Source organism: Pseudomonas sp. C5pp, from assembly GCF_000814065.1.
GTDB lineage: Bacteria > Pseudomonadota > Gammaproteobacteria > Pseudomonadales > Pseudomonadaceae > Aquipseudomonas > Aquipseudomonas asiatica.
This window is the reverse complement of record NZ_JWLN01000002.1, coordinates 261976-280104: the sequence shown is the minus strand read 5'-3', so window position 1 is coordinate 280104 and position 18129 is coordinate 261976. Positions and strand designations below refer to the sequence as shown.

Here is an 18129-nt window from a genome sequence, read left to right as displayed (position 1 = left end):
CGCGTCATCCTGGCTGGAGTGCGTTGGGGAGTCGGATGGTAGCGCAGCGACGGCGCCCCGGCCAAGTCATGCGGCCGGCTGACGGCACTATAGACAGGGGGCCTGTTCCTTGTCATGCACTGTGTGCCAGGCGGGCGACCAGTGCTTCGGTGAGCCTGGCACTGATGGCATACACCGACAGTTGCGGGTTGGCGCCGATGCTGGTGGGGAACAGTGAGCCATCGTGAACCGACAGGTTTTCCAGCTGGTGATGGCGGCCCAGGCTGTCGCATACCGCCTGGCGCGGGTCGTCGCCAAGGGCGCAGCCACCCATCACGTGAGCGCTGCCCAGGCGCGTGCGGAACGGCTCCAGGCGCAACTTGTCGATCATGGCCAAGGCGTGTTCCTGGCGGGACGCGGCGCTGGCGTCGCTGTGCACGGGGGTGACCTGGGTGGCGCCGGCGGCGAACTGGATCTGCGCCATGCTGCGATAGGCGCGGCGCAGGCCGTCGCGCAGGTAATCGGTGACCGGGTAATCGAGCACCGGTGAGCCATCGCCGCGCAGCTCCACGGCCCCGCCCTGGCTTTGCGGGTGGAAGCCGTCACGCAGCAGCGCCAACATCACATGGGTATGTGGCAGCGCGGCCATGCGCTGGGCATTCTCGTGGCCATGCCCGCCCAGCAGCGTGGTGGCCAGGGCCGGGTGCAGCGGTGGCACCTCCAGCTTGTAGCCAATCGGGCCATCGTTGCCGCCTTGCCATTGGAAGTGGTCGCTGTAGATGGACTGTGGGGCGCCGTAGTAGGGGTCGATACGGTCGTTGAAGCGTGCTGCGCTGAAGTTGACCAGGTGCAGGAAGGTGCGTTTGCCCAGGCGTCCATGCGGGTCGGGCGCGTCGGAACGCAGCAGCAAGGCCGGGCTGTTGATGCCGCCACCGGCAAGGATGTAGTGACGCGCGCGAACGCGGACCTGCCGTCCTGTGGCGTGTATGCCGTGGCTATCCAGGGCCTGGCATGACAGGCCCTGGATGCGCTCGCCGTTGTGTTCGAAGCGCTCGGCCCGCGCCAGGTACAGCAGCTCGCCGCCCTGTGCGAGGGTGGCGGGAATACGCGTTACCAGCATCGACTGCTTGGCATTCACCGGGCAACCCATGCCGCAGTAGCCCAGGTTCCAGCAGCCGCGCACGTTGCGCGGGATCACCGCCCAGCGGTAGCCCAGCTGTTCACAGCCACGGCGCAGCACATCGTTGTTGGCGTTCGGTGGCAGGGCCCAGGGGGTGATGCCCAGTTCCTGCTCGATGCGCTCGAACCAGGGGCGCATTTGCTCCTCGCCCAGGCCGGTCACGTTGTGGGCTGCGGCCCAGTGCGCCAGGGTCTGTGGCGGCGTGCGAAAGCTGGAGGTCCAGTTGACCAGCGTGGTGCCGCCCACGGCGCGGCCCTGGAGGATGGTGATGGCGCCGTCCTTGCTCATGCGACCCAGGCCTTCCTGGTACAGGCTGGCATAGGCTTCGTTTTCCAGCAGGTGGAAATCGCTGCTGGTCTTCAGCGGGCCTTCTTCGATCAGCAGCACCTTGAAGCCGGCAGTGCTGAGCATTTGCGCGCTGGTAGCGCCGCCGGCCCCGCTGCCGATCACGGCAACGTCGGCTTCCAGCGTGAGGTCGTGCTCCAGGCGCGACGCGTTGTGGGTGATCCAGCCGCTTTCCAGGCCTTGGCGAAACGGGTCGGGTACAGGCATTGGCGCTGCTCTTGTTGTTTTCAGATTTTCGGTGGCCCGGGGTAGCCGCATGCGGCCCAGGATTCGGGGCGTTCGTACCAGGCCATCTGCAGCAACTGCAACAGCGAGGCGTGGCCCATGCGCAGCAGGTTCAGCGAGCTGTCCTGCCAACGTTGCAGAAAGGCGGTGACCTGTGCGGCGCTGGCTTGTTCCCAGGCGCCCCAGACACCGGTCAGGGGGCCGCGGGTGAGCGGCAGGTTTAGCACGTCGAACAACTGCCGGGTGAGTTTGAGCATTTCCGGCGACAGCGCCGCCAGCTTGTGGTCGAGACTGTGCAGCACCAGAGTATCGGCAGCCTGCGTGCCGGCCAGAACTACCGGGATCAGCGCGCGCAACATCGGCAGATCGTCGTCCCGCAGTACCCGGTAACCCGTTGCGGCTGTCTGTGCGCTGCAGCTGACCAGGCTGGTACCGGCCAGAAAGACGCTGGCGCCAAGGCTGAAGCGCAACAGTTCGCGGCGGTGCATCTGCCGGCCCTCAGCGGATAAAAAGCTTGAAGACCAGGCGCTGCAAGGCTTTGCCATAAGGCGGGTAGACCAGCCGGGCAGCATTGAAGCGTTGCTTGGTCAGCACCGCCTTGGCCTTGCTGAAGGTCAGGAAGCCGTCATGGCCATGGTAATGGCCCATGCCTGAAGGGCCGATGCCGCCGAACGGCAAGTCGTCCTGAGCCACGTGCAGCAGGGTGTCGTTCAGGCACACTCCGCCGGAGTGAGTGTGGCGCAGCACCTGCTCCTGTGTGGCGCGGTCATAGCCGAAGTAGTACAGCGCCAGCGGGCGCGGGCGCTGGTTGATGTAGGCCAGTGCCTGCTCGAGGCTGTCGTAGGGAACCAGCGGTAGCAGCGGGCCGAAGATTTCGTCCTGCATCACCTGCATGTCATCGTTCACGCCCAGCAGCAGGTGTGGTGGCAGGCGCCGGCCCTGGCGGGTTTCACCCGGGTACAGGTCAAGGACCTGCGCTCCTTTGGCGCGAGCATCGTCCAGTAAATGCTGCAAGCGCTGTAGTTGGCGCGAGTTGATGATTGCGGTGTAGTCAGGGTTGTCGGCGATGCGCGGGTATAGCCGGCGTACTGCACGCTGGTAGGCGTCGCTGAAGGCCTCCAGGCGCTCGCGTGGCACCAGCACGTAGTCGGGGGCGACGCAGGTCTGGCCGGCGTTTAGGGTCTTGCCGAAGGCAATGCGTTCGGCGGCGCTGTCCAGCGGTACGTCGGCCGAGACTATGGCTGGCGACTTGCCACCCAGCTCCAGGGTGACGGGGGTCAGGTTGTGCGCCGCAGCCAGCATTACCTTGCGCCCCACGCTGGTGGCGCCGGTGAACAACAGGTGATCGAACGGCAGGCGGGCAAAGGCCTGGCCTATCTCGATCTCGCCAAGCACCACGCTGACCAGATCGGTGGGGAACACTTGCTCAAGTAGTTGTTTCAGCGCAATGCCAGTGGCAGGCGTGGCCTCGCTGAGCTTGAGCATGACCCGATTACCGGCAGCCAGAGCGCAGGTCAGGGGGCCGATGGCAAGGAGCAGCGGGTAATTCCACGGCACGATGATGCCGACCACGCCCAGGGGTTGGTACCGCACATGCGCGCTGGCCGGCTGGAAGGCCAGGCCGACCCTGCGCCGGCTGGCGCGCATCCAGCGCCGCAGGTGTTTTTCGGCGTGGCGCAGGCCTTGCACCGAGGGCAGCAGCTCGGCCAGCAGGGTTTCGTCGGCGCTGCGCCCTTCAAAGTCCTGGCCGATTGCCTCGATCAGTTCGGCCTGGCTGGCCAGCAAGGCTTCCCGCAGGCTTTTCAGCCATTGACGCCGCTGCGCAGCTGGTGGCAGTGGGTTGCCGGCAAAGGCCTGGCGTTGGGTGGCGAACGTCGCCGCAAGGTCGAGGTCGAATTGCACAGGGGGCAAGGCACTGGGCGAGTTCATGGCGGCTCCGAGTCCGAGCAGGAAATCACTAGAGCCTATACTCTAATTTGTACCATGGTGCGAATTTTTCTGCTTTATCGAGCGGTGCACTCCACCGCCAATACGCCGTAAGATGCCCCTTTGTTGAAGGCCCGCAGACTGGGAGCTGAGCATGGCCCCGCGCATGAAGACCCGAGAGCGCATCGTGCAGAACAGCCTGGAGCTGTTCAACCAGCAGGGCGAACGCAGCGTCAGTACCAACCACATTGCCGCGCACATGGAAATTTCGCCCGGCAACCTGTATTACCACTTCCCCAACAAGCAGGCGATCATCGCTTTGCTGTTCAGTCAGTACGAAGAACTGGTGGACAGCTTCCTGCGCCCGCCGCAAGGCCGTGCGGCGACCGTGGAGGACAAGCGCTTCTACCTGAAGGCGCTGCTGGCGGCGATGTGGAACTACCGTTTTCTGCATCGTGATCTGGAACACCTGCTGGACAGCGACCCGGAGCTGGCCGCACGTTATCGGCGCTTTTCCGAACGATGCCTGCGTCAGGGCCAGGCGATCTACCGCGGTTTCGTCGAGGCGGGCATCCTGGCCATGACACCAGCCCAGATCGAATCGCTGACCATCAATGCCTGGATCGTATTGACGTCCTGGGTACGTTTTCTCAGCACCACGCGGGAACATTCCGCGCATCTGGGTGAAGAAGCCTTCAAGCGCGGCGTCTACCAGGTACTGGTGCTGGAGCTCGGTTTCGTCACCGACAACGCCCGCAATGCGGTGGACGCCCTTTGCCAGGAATTCCATGTACCGTTCAACCAGGCCCTGGAGCACTAACCCAGGGCCTCAGTGTTATCGATAGTGCCTTCGATCAGGAGATTGTCATGCCCCTTGCGCAATTGATCACCCCGCAGCAGTTGGCCGAGCGTCTGGGCTCGCCCAAGTTGGTGATCCTCGACTGCCGCTTTGCCCTCGAGGATGTGGACTATGGCCAACGCAGCTATGCCCAGGGGCATATTGCCGGAGCGCATTTTGCTGACCTGGAGCGTGACCTCAGCGGGCCTGTGAGCAAGGGACGTACCGGGCGCCACCCATTGCCGGATGCGCGCCGGTTGGTCGAGCGCCTGCGTGAGTGGGGCCTGGACGATGACAGCGAGGTGGTGCTGTACGACGACGGCCCTGGCGCTTTTGCCGCCCGTGCCTGGTGGCTGCTGGCCTGGCTGGGCAAGCGCAGCGGCGTGGCTATCCTCGATGGTGGCCTGAAGGCCTGGCATGCGGCGCACCTGCCGCTCAGCCTGGACCCGCCGCTCAAGCGGGAAGGCACCTTCAACGGTGAGCCGGACGGCAAGCTGCTGATCGATGCCGAGCACCTGGCCAAGCGTCTGGGTAACCCAGACCTGACCTTGATCGATGCGCGTGCCTTGCCGCGCTTCCGTGGCGAAGTGGAACCGATCGACCCGGTTGCGGGACATATTCCGGGGGCGCAGTGCGCGGCGTTTACCGACAACCTTGGGGCTGATGGGCGTTTTCTGCCTTCGGACCAGCTAAAACAGCGCTTTGCTGAAAAGCTCGCCGGGCGTGCACCGGAGCAGTTGGTGGCGTATTGCGGGTCAGGGGTGACGGCGTGTCATAACCTGTTTGCCCTGGCGTTGGCCGGGTACCCGCTGGGCAAGCTGTATGCCGGATCGTGGAGTGAGTGGATCAACGATCCGCAGCATGGCGTAGCCACTGGCGAGTAAGCAGGCCCGGCCTCATCGCCGGCAAGCCAGCTCCCGCAGGTACATCACTACCCATCGGGCCTGTGCCACACCTGTGGGAACTGGCTTGCCGGCGATTAGGTCGGTACTGCCAATGAAAACTGCAGCTCCTATTGGCCTTCCACCAACCACTGTGGAATCCGCCGCTCCAGGTAATACCCCGGGTTACGCAGGCTGCCATCGACAAAGCCAACATGGCCGCCGCGGCTGTGCAGTTCGAAGCGGGTCTGCGGCGCCAGTTCGCGGGCTGTTGGCAGGCTGTGGCCGGAGACGAAAGGGTCATCGCTGGAATGGATGATCAGCGTCGGCGTGCGGTTCTGGCCGAGGAAGAAATGGCTCGATGAGCGGCGGTAGTAGTCGTGCGCATCGCGAAAACCGTTCAGCGGTGCGGTGACCTTGCCGTCGAAATCCCAGAACGTGCGCAGGTTGCCCAACGGCCCCAGTCGTTGCAGCGTCGCCAGCCGCTCATGCTGGCCCTTGTCGTGGAAGTGCCGCTGCTTGAGCTGCACATAAGCCAGCATCTCGCGCATGAAATGCGCCTGGTACACCTTTGAAAAGCCCTGGCCGATGCGGTCGGCGCAGTGATCCAGGCGAAACGGCACCGACACTGCCACCGCAGCCTGCAACTGGCTGGCGACACCGCTTTCGCCAAGGTATTTCAGCAGCACATTGCCCCCCAGCGAATACCCCACCGCATACAACGGCGCCAACGGGCGCTGGGCGCGCAGGTGGCTGACGATTTCGGCCAGGTCTTCGCTGGCACCGGAATGGTAGCTGCGTGGCAACAGGTTGGGCTCGCCCGAGCAACCGCGCCAGTTCACCGCCACGCTGGCCCAGCCGCGGCCGTGCAGCGCTTGCTGCAAACCTTTGACGTAGGGCGAGTGGGAGGAGCCGGTCAAACCGTGCAGGACCAGCACCAACGGCGCGTGGGGCTGGTGCGGGCCGTGCCAGTCCAGGTCGATGAAGTCGCCATCGGCCAGCCATAGCCGCTCGCGGTTGCGCTGCAGCTCTGGCAGTTTTCGCCACAATGGCCCCCACAAGGTTTGCAAGTGGGGGTTGGCAAGGCCGAGGGCTGGACGGAACGTTGCGCTGGGGCTGGGCATGTGGGCGACTCATGTTGTGCGTGCCTAGAATGCCATGGAAAAACCCCGATGTACCTGCGCTATTGGTTGTCCTTCATTGTTTCCGGCAGTGGCAGCTGCATTGACTCGGGGCCTACGGTCACCAGCACTTGCGTCGCGTTGCCCAACCACACCTGCCCGGCTTCACGCAGGTTCGCAGGCGTGAGCGACTGCAGCCTGTCAAGAAAAGTGGCAAGGTGATCGGCTGGCAGCCCTTGGTGGCTGTAAGTCGCAAGCGCTCTGGCCAGTTTGGCGCTGTCTGCAAGGTCGTGATGCAGCTTGGCCGCAATTTCGTTCACAGCGATGTCGCATTCTGCCTGGCTGGGGCCTCGTTCGCGCAGGCACGCGACAATCCCCGACACCAGGGCCGCTGCCGCATCGCGGTACTGCGGGGCGATGTCCCAATGAATTTGCAGCAGGCATGCCGCATCCAGCGGGTTGAGGTCGGAGTAGATGGCGTAGGTCAGGCTGCGCAGGGTTCGCAACTCTTGCGTCAGGCGTGATTCATAGCTGGTGCCAAGTATCACGTTGAGTAGCGTCAAGGCCGGAAATAGCGGGCTGCTTGGCGAAGCTTTCGAGGACAGAGTCAACAGCGACCGTGTGGCGCTGCCGGCGGCGGCCAGGTGCTGCACGAGTGGCGGGTGTTCGGGGAGTGGCGGCGGGGCCGCGGCGGCCCACTCCTGCGGCAGGGCACGGGTGAGTTCGTCGATCAGTTGCTCCGCGTCTTCCCGGCTCAGGTCCCCCACCAGGCCAATATCCAGATTGTTCGCCGAGTAAGCCTTCTGGTGGAAGCCCCTGATCTGCTCGATTTTGACGGGACCACTGGCTGTCGTGATGGCGCTGGCAGCGTACGGATGATCACGGAAAACATGAGCCATCGTGGTGTTGGTAAGCCGTACCAGGGGGTGACTGCCCTGTCTGGCCCGGTTGAAAGCGAGCCGCTCCCGGATTTTCGCTACATCAGGCTCCCTGAAAGCAGGGCGTGCAAGCATCTGGGTGAACAGCTGCATCACGCTGGTGCGTATCGTGGGCAAGCTCAGGCAGCGGAGTGTGATGACGGCACTGTCATCGGTGATCCTCCTGCCGAGGATGGCCCCGTACCCGGCTAACTGCTCGGCAAACTGGGCTGCGTCGAGTTCACCAGTCCCTTGGTCGAGGCTGTACAGGGTGACTGCGGCCAGGCCCGGGTTCTCCCCGTCAAGCACATTGCCAGCACGAAAACGCAAGGCCAGGTCGAACATCGGGCGTTCATGATCTGCGATGAAGCTGACCTTTGTGCCGCTGGTGGTTTGCCAGCACGTGGCTGCGGCTTGCAAGGGCGGTACCTGGCCAAGCTCTATTTCCTTAGCCGATTGAAGGTTGGCCATGGCCTCCAAGGCGGTGTCGGTGGCTGGGCCGTCGCAAAGCGTCGGTCGGGTGGTGGTCAAATTGTCTGGGCTCATGCTTGTGCTCCCGGCTGAAGGTAGGTCGTGGTCAGCCGTTCGCGCCCCAGGTAGGCAACTGCTACCTGTTGCACTGTCGCACTGTCGAGGTTCTGGATAAGAGGGCCGTCTTCGTCAATTACCGAGGCCGGCAAACCGGCTGCGGCTGCGGCGCCCAACTCGCCTGCCTGGGAAGTGAGCGCGTCAAGGTTGAACAGCCGTCGGGCGAGCATGCGTAACTTGGCGCGCTGCAGATCTTCTTCCGGCAAGGCAACACTACGCAGCGCCTGCACATGCTCGTAAATAGCTTGGGCAGCGTCCTCCGGTGTGGTGTGGCTGGTGTTCACATAGGCTGAGATCGTCAACAGCGTGTCGCCACGTACCAAGGGCTCGTAGGACACCCGTACGCCTGTAAGCAGGCGCTTGTCCCGTACCAGGTCGCTGTACAGCCTGGAGCTGAAGCCTACGCCAAGCAGGTCGCAAAGCAGGCTCAGGGCAAGCGATGTGCTGGCGTCGGGGGCTGTTGCTCGGCCTGGAACATTGAAGGACATGAACAGCCCCTCGCGTAGCCCTGGCAGGCTCACGGTGTGGCTGCGGGCCTTCAGTCGAGCGTCATGGCGTGGGACAGGTCTGGCGGCGAGGGGTGTTTTCGGCACGCCGGCGAAGTAACGTGCCACCTGCTGCCGGAGCGTTGGCAGGTCAACACTACCGACTACCACAAGCGTTGCGTTGTTTGGCTGGTACCAGGTCCTGTACCAGGTTCGCAGCGCTGCCAGGTCGATGCCGTGCAGGTCTGCCGGATCACCGAAGCTCGGGCCTGCATAGGCGCTGTCGCCATGTGCCAGGGCGTTATGCTGCTCGTACGCTTGCTGGTCAGGCTGGACGTCCAGCTTGAGCCGGCGCTCATCTTCTACCGCCTTTATCTCCCTCTCCATTTCAGCTTTGCCGAAGGAAGCGGTGCTCATGGCATCGGCCATGATCTCCAGCGCTATGGGCAGGCGGCTGGCCGGTAGCGAGATTTCATAAGAGGTGGCATCCAGGTGGGTGGTGGCATTAGCGCTGCCGCCTAAGCGTGCAATCACCCGGCTGTATTGGTCGGCGGGGATTTTGCTGCTGCCTGCGAATATCAGGTGCTCCAGAAGGTGTGACAGGTTGGTGTGGCCGGCAGGCTCATGGCTTGAGCCTATGTGATACCAAAGCTGGACCGCGGCCAGAGAGGTCTTGTGGTTTTCTCGCAAGTAGACGGACAGGCCATTTTCCAGCGTGAAGTGCTGCAATGCCGAGGTAGTGGGGCAGGCCAGGGCGGCAAGCCCCGCAGAGACCTGGCCCAGGTCGGGTGGTGACGCAGGTGATGGTAAGGTCATCGCTGAAGTGCTCTGGTTGGTGTAAACCCGAACAGCTTCAGCGACAAGGGTGCTGCACCTGCTTTACATAATTAGCCCCGCTGCCAGAGTGCGTAATGCACCTGGCCGGTCTTTTTCTCGCGATGCAGGCGCCAGTTACCTGGCAGTTGCAAGGTCGACGGTGCAGCCTCGCTTTCTGTGTAGACCCACGCCTGCTCGCGCAGCCACTGGTTCTGTTCCAGCAGATTGCAGGTGTCGGCCAGCAGGTCCTGGTGGAACGGTGGGTCCAGGAACACCACATCGAACTGCTGCTTGGCTGGGCCTTGCAGATAACGCAGGGCGTCGGTCTGCAGGATTTGCCCGCGCGGGCAGCGCAGGATCTCGAGGTTGTTCTTCAGGTTGGCGATGGCCGCCGGGTTGCTGTCCAGCGCGACCGCGTCCTCGGCCCCGCGGGACAGGGCTTCGAGCACCAGGGCACCGCTGCCGGTGAAGGCGTCCAGTACGCGGGCACCCTCAATATAGGGGGCCAGCCAGTTGAACAGGGTTTCCCGCACTCTGTCAGGCGTTGGCCGCAGGCCTTCGCCTTCCGGCACCGCCAGACGTCGGCTGCGCCACTCGCCGGCGATGATGCGCAGGTGGCCCTGGCCCTTGCTGTGGCCCGGTTGTGGGCGGGCGGTAGGGTTGGATCTTGGCATTAGTGCTCCGGTACCCCGAGCGGCTGCTCGGAGGGCTTGTCAGTAGGGGCTGGCAGCGGTTTTTGCGGCACTTTCGGGCCAGCGGTGACGATCACCAGTTTATCGGCTGACAGGTGTTTGTTCATGGCCGTCCTTACCTGCTCGACGGTGAGGGCCTGGGACTGCTGCATGAAGTCCTCCAGCCAGGTCAGTGGCAGGTTGTAGAAGCCAATGGCACCCAGTTGGCCGACTATGCTGGCGTTGCTGGCATTGGACAGCGGGAAGCTGCCGGCCAGTTCGCGCTTGGCATCGTCCAGTTCTTGCTGGGTGGGACCGGTCTTGAGGTAGTCGGCGAGAATGTCCTGCACCAGCTTGAGCGTGCCTTCGCTGAGTTCGGCGCGGGTCTGCAGGTTGATCATGAACGGGCCGCGTACTTGCATCGGGCTGAACACCGAGTACACGCCGTAGGTCAGACCGCGCTTTTCACGTACCTCGCTCATCAGCCGGGTGCCGAATGCACCGCCGCCGAGGATCTGATTACCCAGTGACAGGGCCGGCCAGTCCGGGTCCTGGCGGTCGATGCCGAGCTCGGCCAGCATCAGGTGAGTCTGCTTGGACGGGAAGTCGATGTGGGTCAAGCCTGCCTTGGCTTCGCCGGGTTGCGCAGGTGAGGCCAGCGCGGGGCCTTTGGGCAGACCGGCTGACACTTGGGCGGCGATGGCTTCGGCCTCGGCGCGGCTGAGGTCGCCGACCAGGGCGATGACCGCGTTGCCGCTGGTGTAGGCCTTGGCGTGGAAGGCGCGCAGCTGTGCCAGGGTGATGCCGCTGATGCTTTCGGCAGTGCCGTCGCTCGGGTGGGCGTAGGGGTGGTCGCCGTAGAGCTTGGCGAACAGGGCCTTGCCAGCGACCTTGCCAGGGTTCTGCTTTTCATACTCGAAGCCGGCCAGCATCTGGTTCTTGATGCGCTTGAGGGCGTCTTCAGGGAAGGTCGGCTTGCCAGTCACTTCGGTGAACAGCTTGAGCGCCGGTTCACGCTTGTCCTTGGCACTGAGGCTGCGCAGCGAAGCCACGGCCATATCGCGGTAGGAGCCGTTGCCAAAGTCGGCGCCCAGGCCCTCGAAGCCTTCGGCGATGGCAGTCACATCCTTGCCGGCCACGCCTTCGTTGAGCATGGCGTTGGTCAGGGCAGCCAGGCCTGGCGTGCCGCCATCCTGGCTGCTGCCGGCGGCGAAGGTGATGCGCAGGTCGAACATCGGCAGTTCGCGGGCCTCGACGAACAGCACGCGGGCGCCTTCTGCAGTGTTCCAGTGCTGTATGTTCAACTGGCGCCGGCTGGGCGCCTTGCCATCCAGTTCGGCCAGTGACTGCAAGGTATTGGCCGGGCGTGCCGCGTTGCTGTCGGCTTTGGCGTCATTGTCAGCCATGGCCGGGGCGGCCAGCACCGCCGCCAGCGCCAGGGCGCGGATGCCCGTGGTCAGCAGGGTTGGGCGTGGTACGCGGCGATTACTCATGAGCGGACTCCTCGGGCAGTACATGGGCAACGCTCAGGCGTTCGCGGGTGAAGTAGGTACGCGCGGCGTTCTGGATATCCTGCGGAGTAACGCGCTTGAGCTCATCCAGCTCGCTGTCGATCAGCTTCCACGACAGGCCGACGGTTTCCAGCTGGCCGATGGTAGTGGCCTGGCTGCTGATGGAGTCGCGGTCGTAGACCAGGCCGGCAATGACCTGGGCGCGTACGCGCTCCAGCTCTTCGGCGCTGGGCGGGGTGGTCTTGAGCTCATCAAGCAGCTGCCAGATGCCTTTCTCGACATCGGCGAGGGTTTTTTGCTTCTGCACGTTCGGCGTGGCCGAGATCAGGAACAGGCTGTCGCCGCGGGTGAAGGCGTTGTAGCTGGACGAAGCGCCGGCCACCAGTTCCTGGCCGCGTTCCAGGCGTGCCGGCATGCGGGCGCTGTAGCCGCCGTCGAGCAATGCCGAGATCAGGCGCAGGGCATGCACCGTACGCGGATCCTTGGCGGTGGGCAGGCCAGGTACGTTGAAACCGTAGATCAGGCTCGGCAACTGGGTGCGCACGTGCAGGGTCAGCTGGCGCTGGCCTGGTTGGGCCAGCTCGAGCGGCAACTTGGCCGGTGGCACGGCGCGTTTGGGGATGCTGCCGAAGTACTTCTGCGCCAGGCCCTTGACCTCATCGACGGTGACATCGCCGACCACCACCAGGGTGGCGTTGTTGGGGGCGTACCAGGATTCGTACCAGTGGCGCAGTTCCTCGACCTTCATGCGCTCCAGGTCGGCCATCCAGCCGATGGTCGGGGTATGGTAGCCGCTGGCCGGGTAGGCCATGGCGCGGAACAGCTCGAACGCCTTGGAGTTGGGCTGGTCGTCGGTGCGCAGGCGGCGTTCTTCCTTGATCACCTCGATTTCGCGGCTGAATTCGTCAGCGGGCAGGCGCAGGCTGGCCAGGCGGTCGGCCTCCAGCTCCAGGGCCACCGGCAGGCGGTCGCGGGCCAGCACCTGGTAATAGGCGGTGTAGTCGTCGCTGGTGAAGGCGTTTTCTTCGGCGCCAATGTCACGCAGGATGCGCGAGGCCTCGCCGGGGCCGACCTTGGCGCTGCCCTTGAACATCATGTGTTCCAGCGCGTGGGACAGGCCGGTCTGGCCAGGGGTTTCGTAGCTGGAGCCAACCTTGTACCAGATCTGCGAGACCACCACCGGGGCGCGGTGGTCCTCGCGCACGACTACTTTCAGGCCGTTGTCGAGGATGAATTCGTGGGTGGGTTGCACATCGGCGGCGAAGGCCGCGAGCGGCAGGCAGAGCGTGCCGAGCAACAGGCCAGCGGCGCGGCGGGCTAGAGCATTCATACGGTGTTTAACCTGTTCGGCGGCCCGCTGGTTTAGCGTCGGCGGGCCAGGAGGTGCTAGGATACTGATCCGGTTGCCTGGCGACCATGCCTGTCGCCGTTCTGGCCCGCAGGACACTAAGACAAAACGTTGCGCATGAACCAGCCGGCTTCAAGATAGTCTGTTCTGCGTAGAGAGAATTCCCGATGCGCCATAGCTGGCCCATCGCTACCCTGAGATAGCCGTCTTCCATGTTTGGTTCCAACGACGACAAAAAAGCGCCAGCCGAGGCTGGTGAGAAGAAAGGCCTGTTCAGCTGGTTTCGCAAGAAGCCGCAGCAACCTGTGGCAACGGGCGTGCCCGCGAATGAACCCCCAGCCGTCGAGCAGCCTGCAGCCGCTCCGGTCGAAGGGGCTACCGCCGAAGCGCCACAGGCCCCTGAACCCGTTCAGGCCCCTGCGGCCCCACAGCTGACAGAACCGCAGCAGGTCGCCGCACCCGTCCAATCCCCGGTGGTCGAGGCCCCTGTCCCCGAACCGGTTGCTTCCCAACCGTTGCAGGCCCCTGAACCCGAGCCTGTCGCTTCCCAGCCGCTGGTGGCACCTGCACCGCAGCCGGTCGCGTCGATGCCCTTGCAGGCGGCCCCGATCGAGCCAGCCCCTGTCGAGGCGGCCCCGGTAGTAGAACCGGCCGCGCCGGTCAGCAACCTGGTGCTGCCGGTTGCTGAAGAGCCCGTTGCTCTGGTGCCGGATCTGGAGCCGAAAGCGCCGCCCGCCATCCCGGAACGCCCTGCACCAGAGCCTGCTGCCCCTGTGGCTGCAGCCCCGGTCGCCGTGCAGGCCGAGCAGGCCAAGCCCGGTTTCTTCGCCCGCCTCAAGCAGGGCCTGTCGAAGACCAGCGCCAGTATCGGCGAGGGCATGGCCAGCCTGTTCCTGGGCAAGAAGGTCATCGATGACGACCTGCTCGACGAAATCGAAACCCGCCTGCTGACCGCCGACGTTGGTGTGGAAGCCACTTCCACCATCGTCCAGAACCTGACCCAGAAGGTTGCCCGCAAGCAGCTGGCTGATGCCGATGCCCTGTACAAGTCGCTGCAGGAAGAACTGGCTGCGCTGCTGCGCCCGGTCGAGCAGCCGCTGGTGGTGCAGGCGCAGAACAAGCCCTATGTGATTCTGGTGGTCGGTGTGAACGGCGCCGGCAAGACCACCACCATCGGCAAACTGGCCAAGAAGCTGCAGCTCGAAGGCAAGAAAGTGATGCTGGCTGCTGGCGACACCTTCCGTGCTGCTGCGGTCGAGCAACTGCAGGTATGGGGCGAGCGTAACCAGATCCCGGTGATCGCCCAGCACACCGGCGCCGACTCTGCTTCGGTGATCTTCGATGCCGTACAGGCCGCCAAGGCCCGTGGCGTCGACGTGCTGATCGCCGACACCGCTGGCCGCCTGCACACCAAAGACAACCTGATGGAAGAGCTGAAGAAAGTCCGCCGGGTCATCGGCAAGCTCGACGCCGAAGCGCCACACGAGGTGCTGCTGGTACTCGATGCCGGCACCGGCCAGAACGCCATCAGCCAGGCCAAGTACTTCAACCAGAGCGTCGAACTGACCGGCCTGGCCCTGACCAAGCTGGACGGCACTGCCAAGGGCGGGGTGATCTTCGCCCTGGCCAAGCAGTTCAAGCTGCCGATCCGCTTCATCGGTGTCGGTGAAGGCATCGACGACCTGCGTACCTTCGAAGCCGAGCCGTTCGTCAAGGCTCTGTTCGCCGAGCGAGACTGAACATGATCCGATTCGAACAGGTTGCCAAGCGCTATCCCAATGGTCATGTGGGTTTGCATGAGCTGAGTTTCCGGGCGCGCCGGGGCGAATTCCTGTTCGTCACCGGCCACTCGGGCGCGGGCAAGAGCACCTTGCTGCGCCTGCTGCTGGCCATGGAGCGCCCGACCAGCGGCAAGCTGATGCTGGCCGGGCAGGACCTGGGCCAGATCAGCAACTCGCAGATCCCGTTCCTGCGTCGGCAGATCGGCGTGGTGTTCCAGAACCACCAGCTGTTGTTCGACCGCACGGTGTTCAACAACATCGCCTTGCCGCTGCAGATTCTCGGCCTGTCCAAGGCCGAGGTCGCCAAGCGCGTGGACTCGGCGCTGGAGCGAGTGTCGCTGGCCGACAAGGGCGAGCTGTTCCCGGCCGACCTGTCCACCGGGCAGCAGCAACGGGTGGGCATCGCCCGCGCCATCGTTCACCAGCCAGCCCTGCTGCTGGCCGACGAACCCACCGGTAACCTCGACCCGCGCCTGGCCGCGGAGATCATGGGGGTGTTCGAGGACATCAACCGCCTGGGTACCACGGTATTGATCGCCAGCCACGACCTGGCACTGATTGCGCGCATGCGTCACCGCATGCTGACCTTGCAGCGCGGCCGCTTGATCGGCGATGGGGAGGCCGGGCAATGAGCACTACACGTACGCCGAAGGTTTCCGAGCGGGTTGCGCCGAAGCCGGCCGACCCGCAACCGGCGAAGAAAAAGCACGACGACGATGACGGCCCGGATTTCCGCACGCTGCTGCATGCCTGGCTGGAAAGCCACCGTGCCAGCATGGCCGACAGCCTGCGCCGGCTGGGCAAGCAGCCGATCGGCAGCTTCTTCACCTGCCTGGTGATGGCGGTGGCGCTGAGCATGCCCATGGGCCTGTCATTGCTGCTGAAGAACGTCGAGAAGCTTGGCGGCTCGTGGCAGCGCGCCGCACAGATCTCGCTATACCTCAAGCTCGATGCCGGTAGCCGCGAAGGCGAGGCGCTGCGCGACGAGATCAAGGGCATGTCCGGCGTGGCCGACGCTCAGTATGTCAGCCGCGAGCAGGCGCTGGAGGAGTTCCAGCAACAGTCCGGCCTGGGCGAAGCTCTGCGTGAACTGCCTGACAACCCGCTGCCCGGCGTAGTGGTGGTGACCCCGACCGAAGTCGACAAGCCGGCCCTGGAAGCCTTGCGTCAGCGCCTGTCGGAGCTGCCGCGGGTGGAAGTGGCGCAACTCGACCTGGTATGGGTCGAGCGCCTGGCGGCCATCCTCAAACTGGGTGACCGCTTCGTCTTCGGCCTGGCCGTGATGCTGATTTCTGCCCTGCTGTTAGTAATCGGTAACACAATTCGTCTACATATTGAAAACCGCCGTACCGAGATCGAAGTGATCAAGCTGGTCGGTGGTACAGACGCCTACGTACGCCGGCCTTTCCTTTACATGGGCGCACTGTATGGCCTGGGTGCAGGGGTGATTGCTTGGGGTATCCTGGCGTTTGGCCTGAACTGGCTGAACGAGGCGGTAGTAGGGCTTTCCGGGCTGTACGGCAGCGACTTCGCCCTGGGTGGGGTGCCGGCGTCCGATGGTCTGTCGCTCTTGATCGGAGCGGTGCTGTTGGGGTATATCGGTGCATGGATCGCAGTGGCCCGCCATCTGAACGAGCTGGCGCCGCGATAGTTTTTACGTGCCAGCATTGACAAATTATTCACCATGGAACTTGTACCGTCGTTCCAGGTCAATGTTGGCAGCGCCCACAAGGCGCGAGTTCTGTAAGTCGGAGGTTCTTGAATGACCACATCGTTGCAACCTGCCTATGCCCTGGTACCTGGTGCAAACCTGGAAGCCTACGTGCACACGGTCAACAGCATCCCGCTGCTGACTGTCGAGCAGGAGCGTGATCTGGGCGAGCGTCTCTATTATGAGCAGGATGTCGAGGCCGCTCGTCAAATGGTGATGGCCCACCTGCGTTTCGTCGTACATATCGCCCGTAGCTATGCCGGCTACGGGTTGGCCCAGGCCGACCTGATCCAGGAAGGCAACGTCGGCCTGATGAAAGCCGTCAAGCGCTTCAACCCGGAAATGGGCGTGCGCCTGGTGTCGTTCGCCGTGCACTGGATCAAGGCAGAGATCCACGAGTTCATCCTGCGCAACTGGCGCATCGTCAAGGTGGCCACCACCAAGGCCCAGCGCAAGCTGTTCTTCAACCTGCGCAGCCAGAAGAAACGTCTGGCCTGGCTGAACAACGACGAAGTGCACCGCGTGGCGGAAAGCCTGGGCGTGGAGCCACGTGAAGTGCGCGAGATGGAAAGCCGCCTCAGCGGCCAGGACATGGCCTTCGACCCGGCAGCGGAAGCTGACGACGACAGTGCCTTCCAGTCGCCTGCGCATTACCTGGAAGACCACCGTTACGACCCGGCGGTGCAGCTGGAGGATGCCGACTGGAGCGACAACTCCACCAGCAACCTGCACGAAGCATTGCAAGGGCTGGACGAGCGTAGCCGCGACATTCTCTACCAGCGCTGGTTGGCGGAAGAGAAGGCCACGTTGCATGAGCTGGCGGACAAGTACAGCGTTTCGGCTGAGCGGATTCGCCAGCTGGAGAAGAATGCGATGAACAAGGTCAAGGCGCTGATCGCGGCCTGATCGAGCCCTGACAGCAAGGAAAAGCCGCTGGCCCGCATAGGGTTAGCGGCTTTTTTTTGGCCGGGGGATTTTGGGGCCGCTTTGCGGCCCTTTCGCGACACAAGGCCGCTCCTACAAGAGACTGCGATCCCCTGTAGGAGCGGCCTTGTGTCGCGATGGGCTGAGCAGCAGCCCCAAAAGGCTCAAAGTTTGCGCGAAGTGTCGAGCTGCATCAGGTAGCTGGGCCCACCCAACTGGCTCATCTGCCGGCGTATCCAGCCGGCCCGGCTGGCCACATAGGCGCTCGGCCGGCTGGCGCTCCACTTGATCGGGCTCGGCAGCACCGCCGCCAGCTGCGCCGCCTGCTGGCGGCTAAGCCGGTTGGCATCGACGCCAAAGTGGTAGCGCGCTGCCGCCTGGGCGCCAAACACACCTTTGCCCCATTCGGCACTGTTCAGGTAGACCTCGAGAATCCGCTCCTTCGACCAGAACAGCTCGATCAACGCAGTGAACCAGGCCTCCAGGCCTTTGCGGAACCAGCTGCGCCCGGACCACAGGAACAGGTTCTTGGCCACCTGCTGGGTCAGGGTGCTGGCACCGCGAATGCTGCCGCCGCGCTCGTTGTAGGCCAGCGCTGCCTGGATGGCCGGGATGTCGAAGCCCCAGTGGTTGGCGAACTTCTGGTCCTCGCCGGCAATGACCGCGACCTTGAGGTCGTCGGAGATGTTCTCCCATGGCTCCCAGTCGCGCTGCAGGTCGATCGGCTCGCCATTCACCCAGGACTGCACCTTGCGCTCCACCATCAACGCCGTACCGGGTGGTGGGACCCAGCGGAACACCAGTACCAGCACGATGCTGCCGGCAGCGAACCAGAGCAGGGCGCGAGAGAGGCGGCGGAGAAGGGTTGGCAGCATGGCGATG

The 18129-nt window shown here is 64.1% G+C and carries 16 protein-coding genes; 6 read left to right on the top strand and 10 right to left on the bottom strand.

Annotated features, from left to right (window positions below; all coding sequences use genetic code 11):
- Nucleotides 1–112: 112 nt before the first annotated feature.
- The 3 genes from RR51_RS02760 to RR51_RS02750 are packed head-to-tail and all read right to left on the bottom strand — an operon-like array spanning nucleotide 113 to nucleotide 3658.
- Nucleotides 113–1711 carry a GMC family oxidoreductase gene (locus RR51_RS02760; protein ID WP_039612548.1) on the bottom strand — a complete coding sequence of 533 codons (1599 nt, stop codon included), beginning with the start codon at nucleotides 1709–1711 and terminating at the stop codon, nucleotides 113–115.
- Between the two features lie 20 nt (nucleotides 1712–1731).
- Nucleotides 1732–2217: a hypothetical protein gene (locus tag RR51_RS02755; RefSeq protein WP_039612547.1), complete on the bottom strand. Its 486-nt coding sequence runs from the start codon at nucleotides 2215–2217 to the stop codon at nucleotides 1732–1734.
- Nucleotides 2218–2227: 10 nt separating this feature from the next.
- A complete protein-coding gene (locus tag RR51_RS02750; RefSeq protein ID WP_039612546.1) occupies nucleotides 2228–3658 on the bottom strand; it encodes a coniferyl aldehyde dehydrogenase in 1431 nt (476 codons plus the stop codon).
- 151 nt (nucleotides 3659–3809) lie between these two features.
- On the opposite strand from RR51_RS02750, the gene RR51_RS02745 reads away from it, so the two are divergent.
- Nucleotides 3810–4475 carry a TetR/AcrR family transcriptional regulator gene (locus tag RR51_RS02745; protein WP_039612545.1) on the top strand — a complete coding sequence of 222 codons (666 nt, stop codon included), beginning with the start codon at nucleotides 3810–3812 and terminating at the stop codon, nucleotides 4473–4475.
- Between the two features lie 47 nt (nucleotides 4476–4522).
- Entirely contained in the window at nucleotides 4523–5377 is an 855-nt protein-coding gene (locus RR51_RS02740) for a sulfurtransferase (RefSeq protein WP_013974638.1), read from the top strand.
- 128 nt (nucleotides 5378–5505) lie between these two features.
- Here the strand turns inward: RR51_RS02740 and RR51_RS02735 are convergent, their stop codons facing one another.
- The 6 genes from RR51_RS02735 to RR51_RS02710 all read right to left on the bottom strand — a co-directional run bounded on the left by RR51_RS02735 (nucleotide 5506) and on the right by RR51_RS02710 (nucleotide 12813).
- Nucleotides 5506–6498, bottom strand: coding sequence for a hydrolase (locus tag RR51_RS02735; RefSeq protein ID WP_039612544.1), 993 nt, complete (start codon nucleotides 6496–6498; stop codon nucleotides 5506–5508).
- 59 nt (nucleotides 6499–6557) lie between these two features.
- Nucleotides 6558–7958, bottom strand: coding sequence for a M16 family metallopeptidase (locus RR51_RS02730; protein WP_039612543.1), 1401 nt, complete (start codon nucleotides 7956–7958; stop codon nucleotides 6558–6560).
- The gene (locus RR51_RS02725) at nucleotides 7955–9301 is read right to left on the bottom strand and encodes a M16 family metallopeptidase (RefSeq protein WP_082044631.1); all 1347 of its coding nucleotides are present in this window, start codon (nucleotides 9299–9301) and stop codon (nucleotides 7955–7957) included. Before RR51_RS02725 ends, RR51_RS02730 begins: the two co-directional genes overlap by 4 nt.
- Before the next feature lie 71 nt (nucleotides 9302–9372).
- Nucleotides 9373–9975, bottom strand: a complete 603-nt coding sequence (gene rsmD / locus RR51_RS02720; RefSeq protein WP_039612542.1) for a 16S rRNA (guanine(966)-N(2))-methyltransferase RsmD — start codon at nucleotides 9973–9975, stop codon at nucleotides 9373–9375.
- A complete protein-coding gene (locus RR51_RS02715) occupies nucleotides 9975–11465 on the bottom strand; it encodes a M16 family metallopeptidase (protein WP_039612541.1) in 1491 nt (496 codons plus the stop codon). Before RR51_RS02715 ends, rsmD begins: the two co-directional genes overlap by 1 nt.
- Complete coding sequence (locus RR51_RS02710) at nucleotides 11458–12813, bottom strand: M16 family metallopeptidase (protein WP_039612540.1); 1356 nt, start codon at nucleotides 12811–12813, stop codon at nucleotides 11458–11460. The genes RR51_RS02715 and RR51_RS02710 overlap by 8 nt, the downstream gene beginning before the upstream one ends.
- A 230-nt stretch (nucleotides 12814–13043) precedes the next feature.
- Here RR51_RS02710 and ftsY point away from each other — a divergent pair, with 230 nt between their 5' ends.
- From ftsY to rpoH, 4 genes are all read left to right on the top strand, one after another.
- Nucleotides 13044–14570, top strand: a complete 1527-nt coding sequence (ftsY, locus tag RR51_RS02705; protein WP_039612539.1) for a signal recognition particle-docking protein FtsY — start codon at nucleotides 13044–13046, stop codon at nucleotides 14568–14570.
- Between the two features lie 2 nt (nucleotides 14571–14572).
- A complete protein-coding gene (ftsE, locus tag RR51_RS02700; RefSeq protein WP_013974630.1) occupies nucleotides 14573–15244 on the top strand; it encodes a cell division ATP-binding protein FtsE in 672 nt (223 codons plus the stop codon).
- Nucleotides 15241–16263, top strand: coding sequence for a permease-like cell division protein FtsX (gene ftsX / locus RR51_RS02695; RefSeq protein ID WP_039612538.1), 1023 nt, complete (start codon nucleotides 15241–15243; stop codon nucleotides 16261–16263). Before ftsE ends, ftsX begins: the two co-directional genes overlap by 4 nt.
- A gap of 111 nt (nucleotides 16264–16374) precedes the next feature.
- Complete coding sequence (rpoH, locus tag RR51_RS02690) at nucleotides 16375–17229, top strand: RNA polymerase sigma factor RpoH (RefSeq protein WP_003249083.1); 855 nt, start codon at nucleotides 16375–16377, stop codon at nucleotides 17227–17229.
- Nucleotides 17230–17411: 182 nt separating this feature from the next.
- Here rpoH and mtgA read toward each other — a convergent pair whose 3' ends face one another.
- The gene (mtgA, locus tag RR51_RS02685) at nucleotides 17412–18122 is read right to left on the bottom strand and encodes a monofunctional biosynthetic peptidoglycan transglycosylase (protein ID WP_039612537.1); all 711 of its coding nucleotides are present in this window, start codon (nucleotides 18120–18122) and stop codon (nucleotides 17412–17414) included.
- Nucleotides 18123–18129 lie beyond the last annotated feature (7 nt).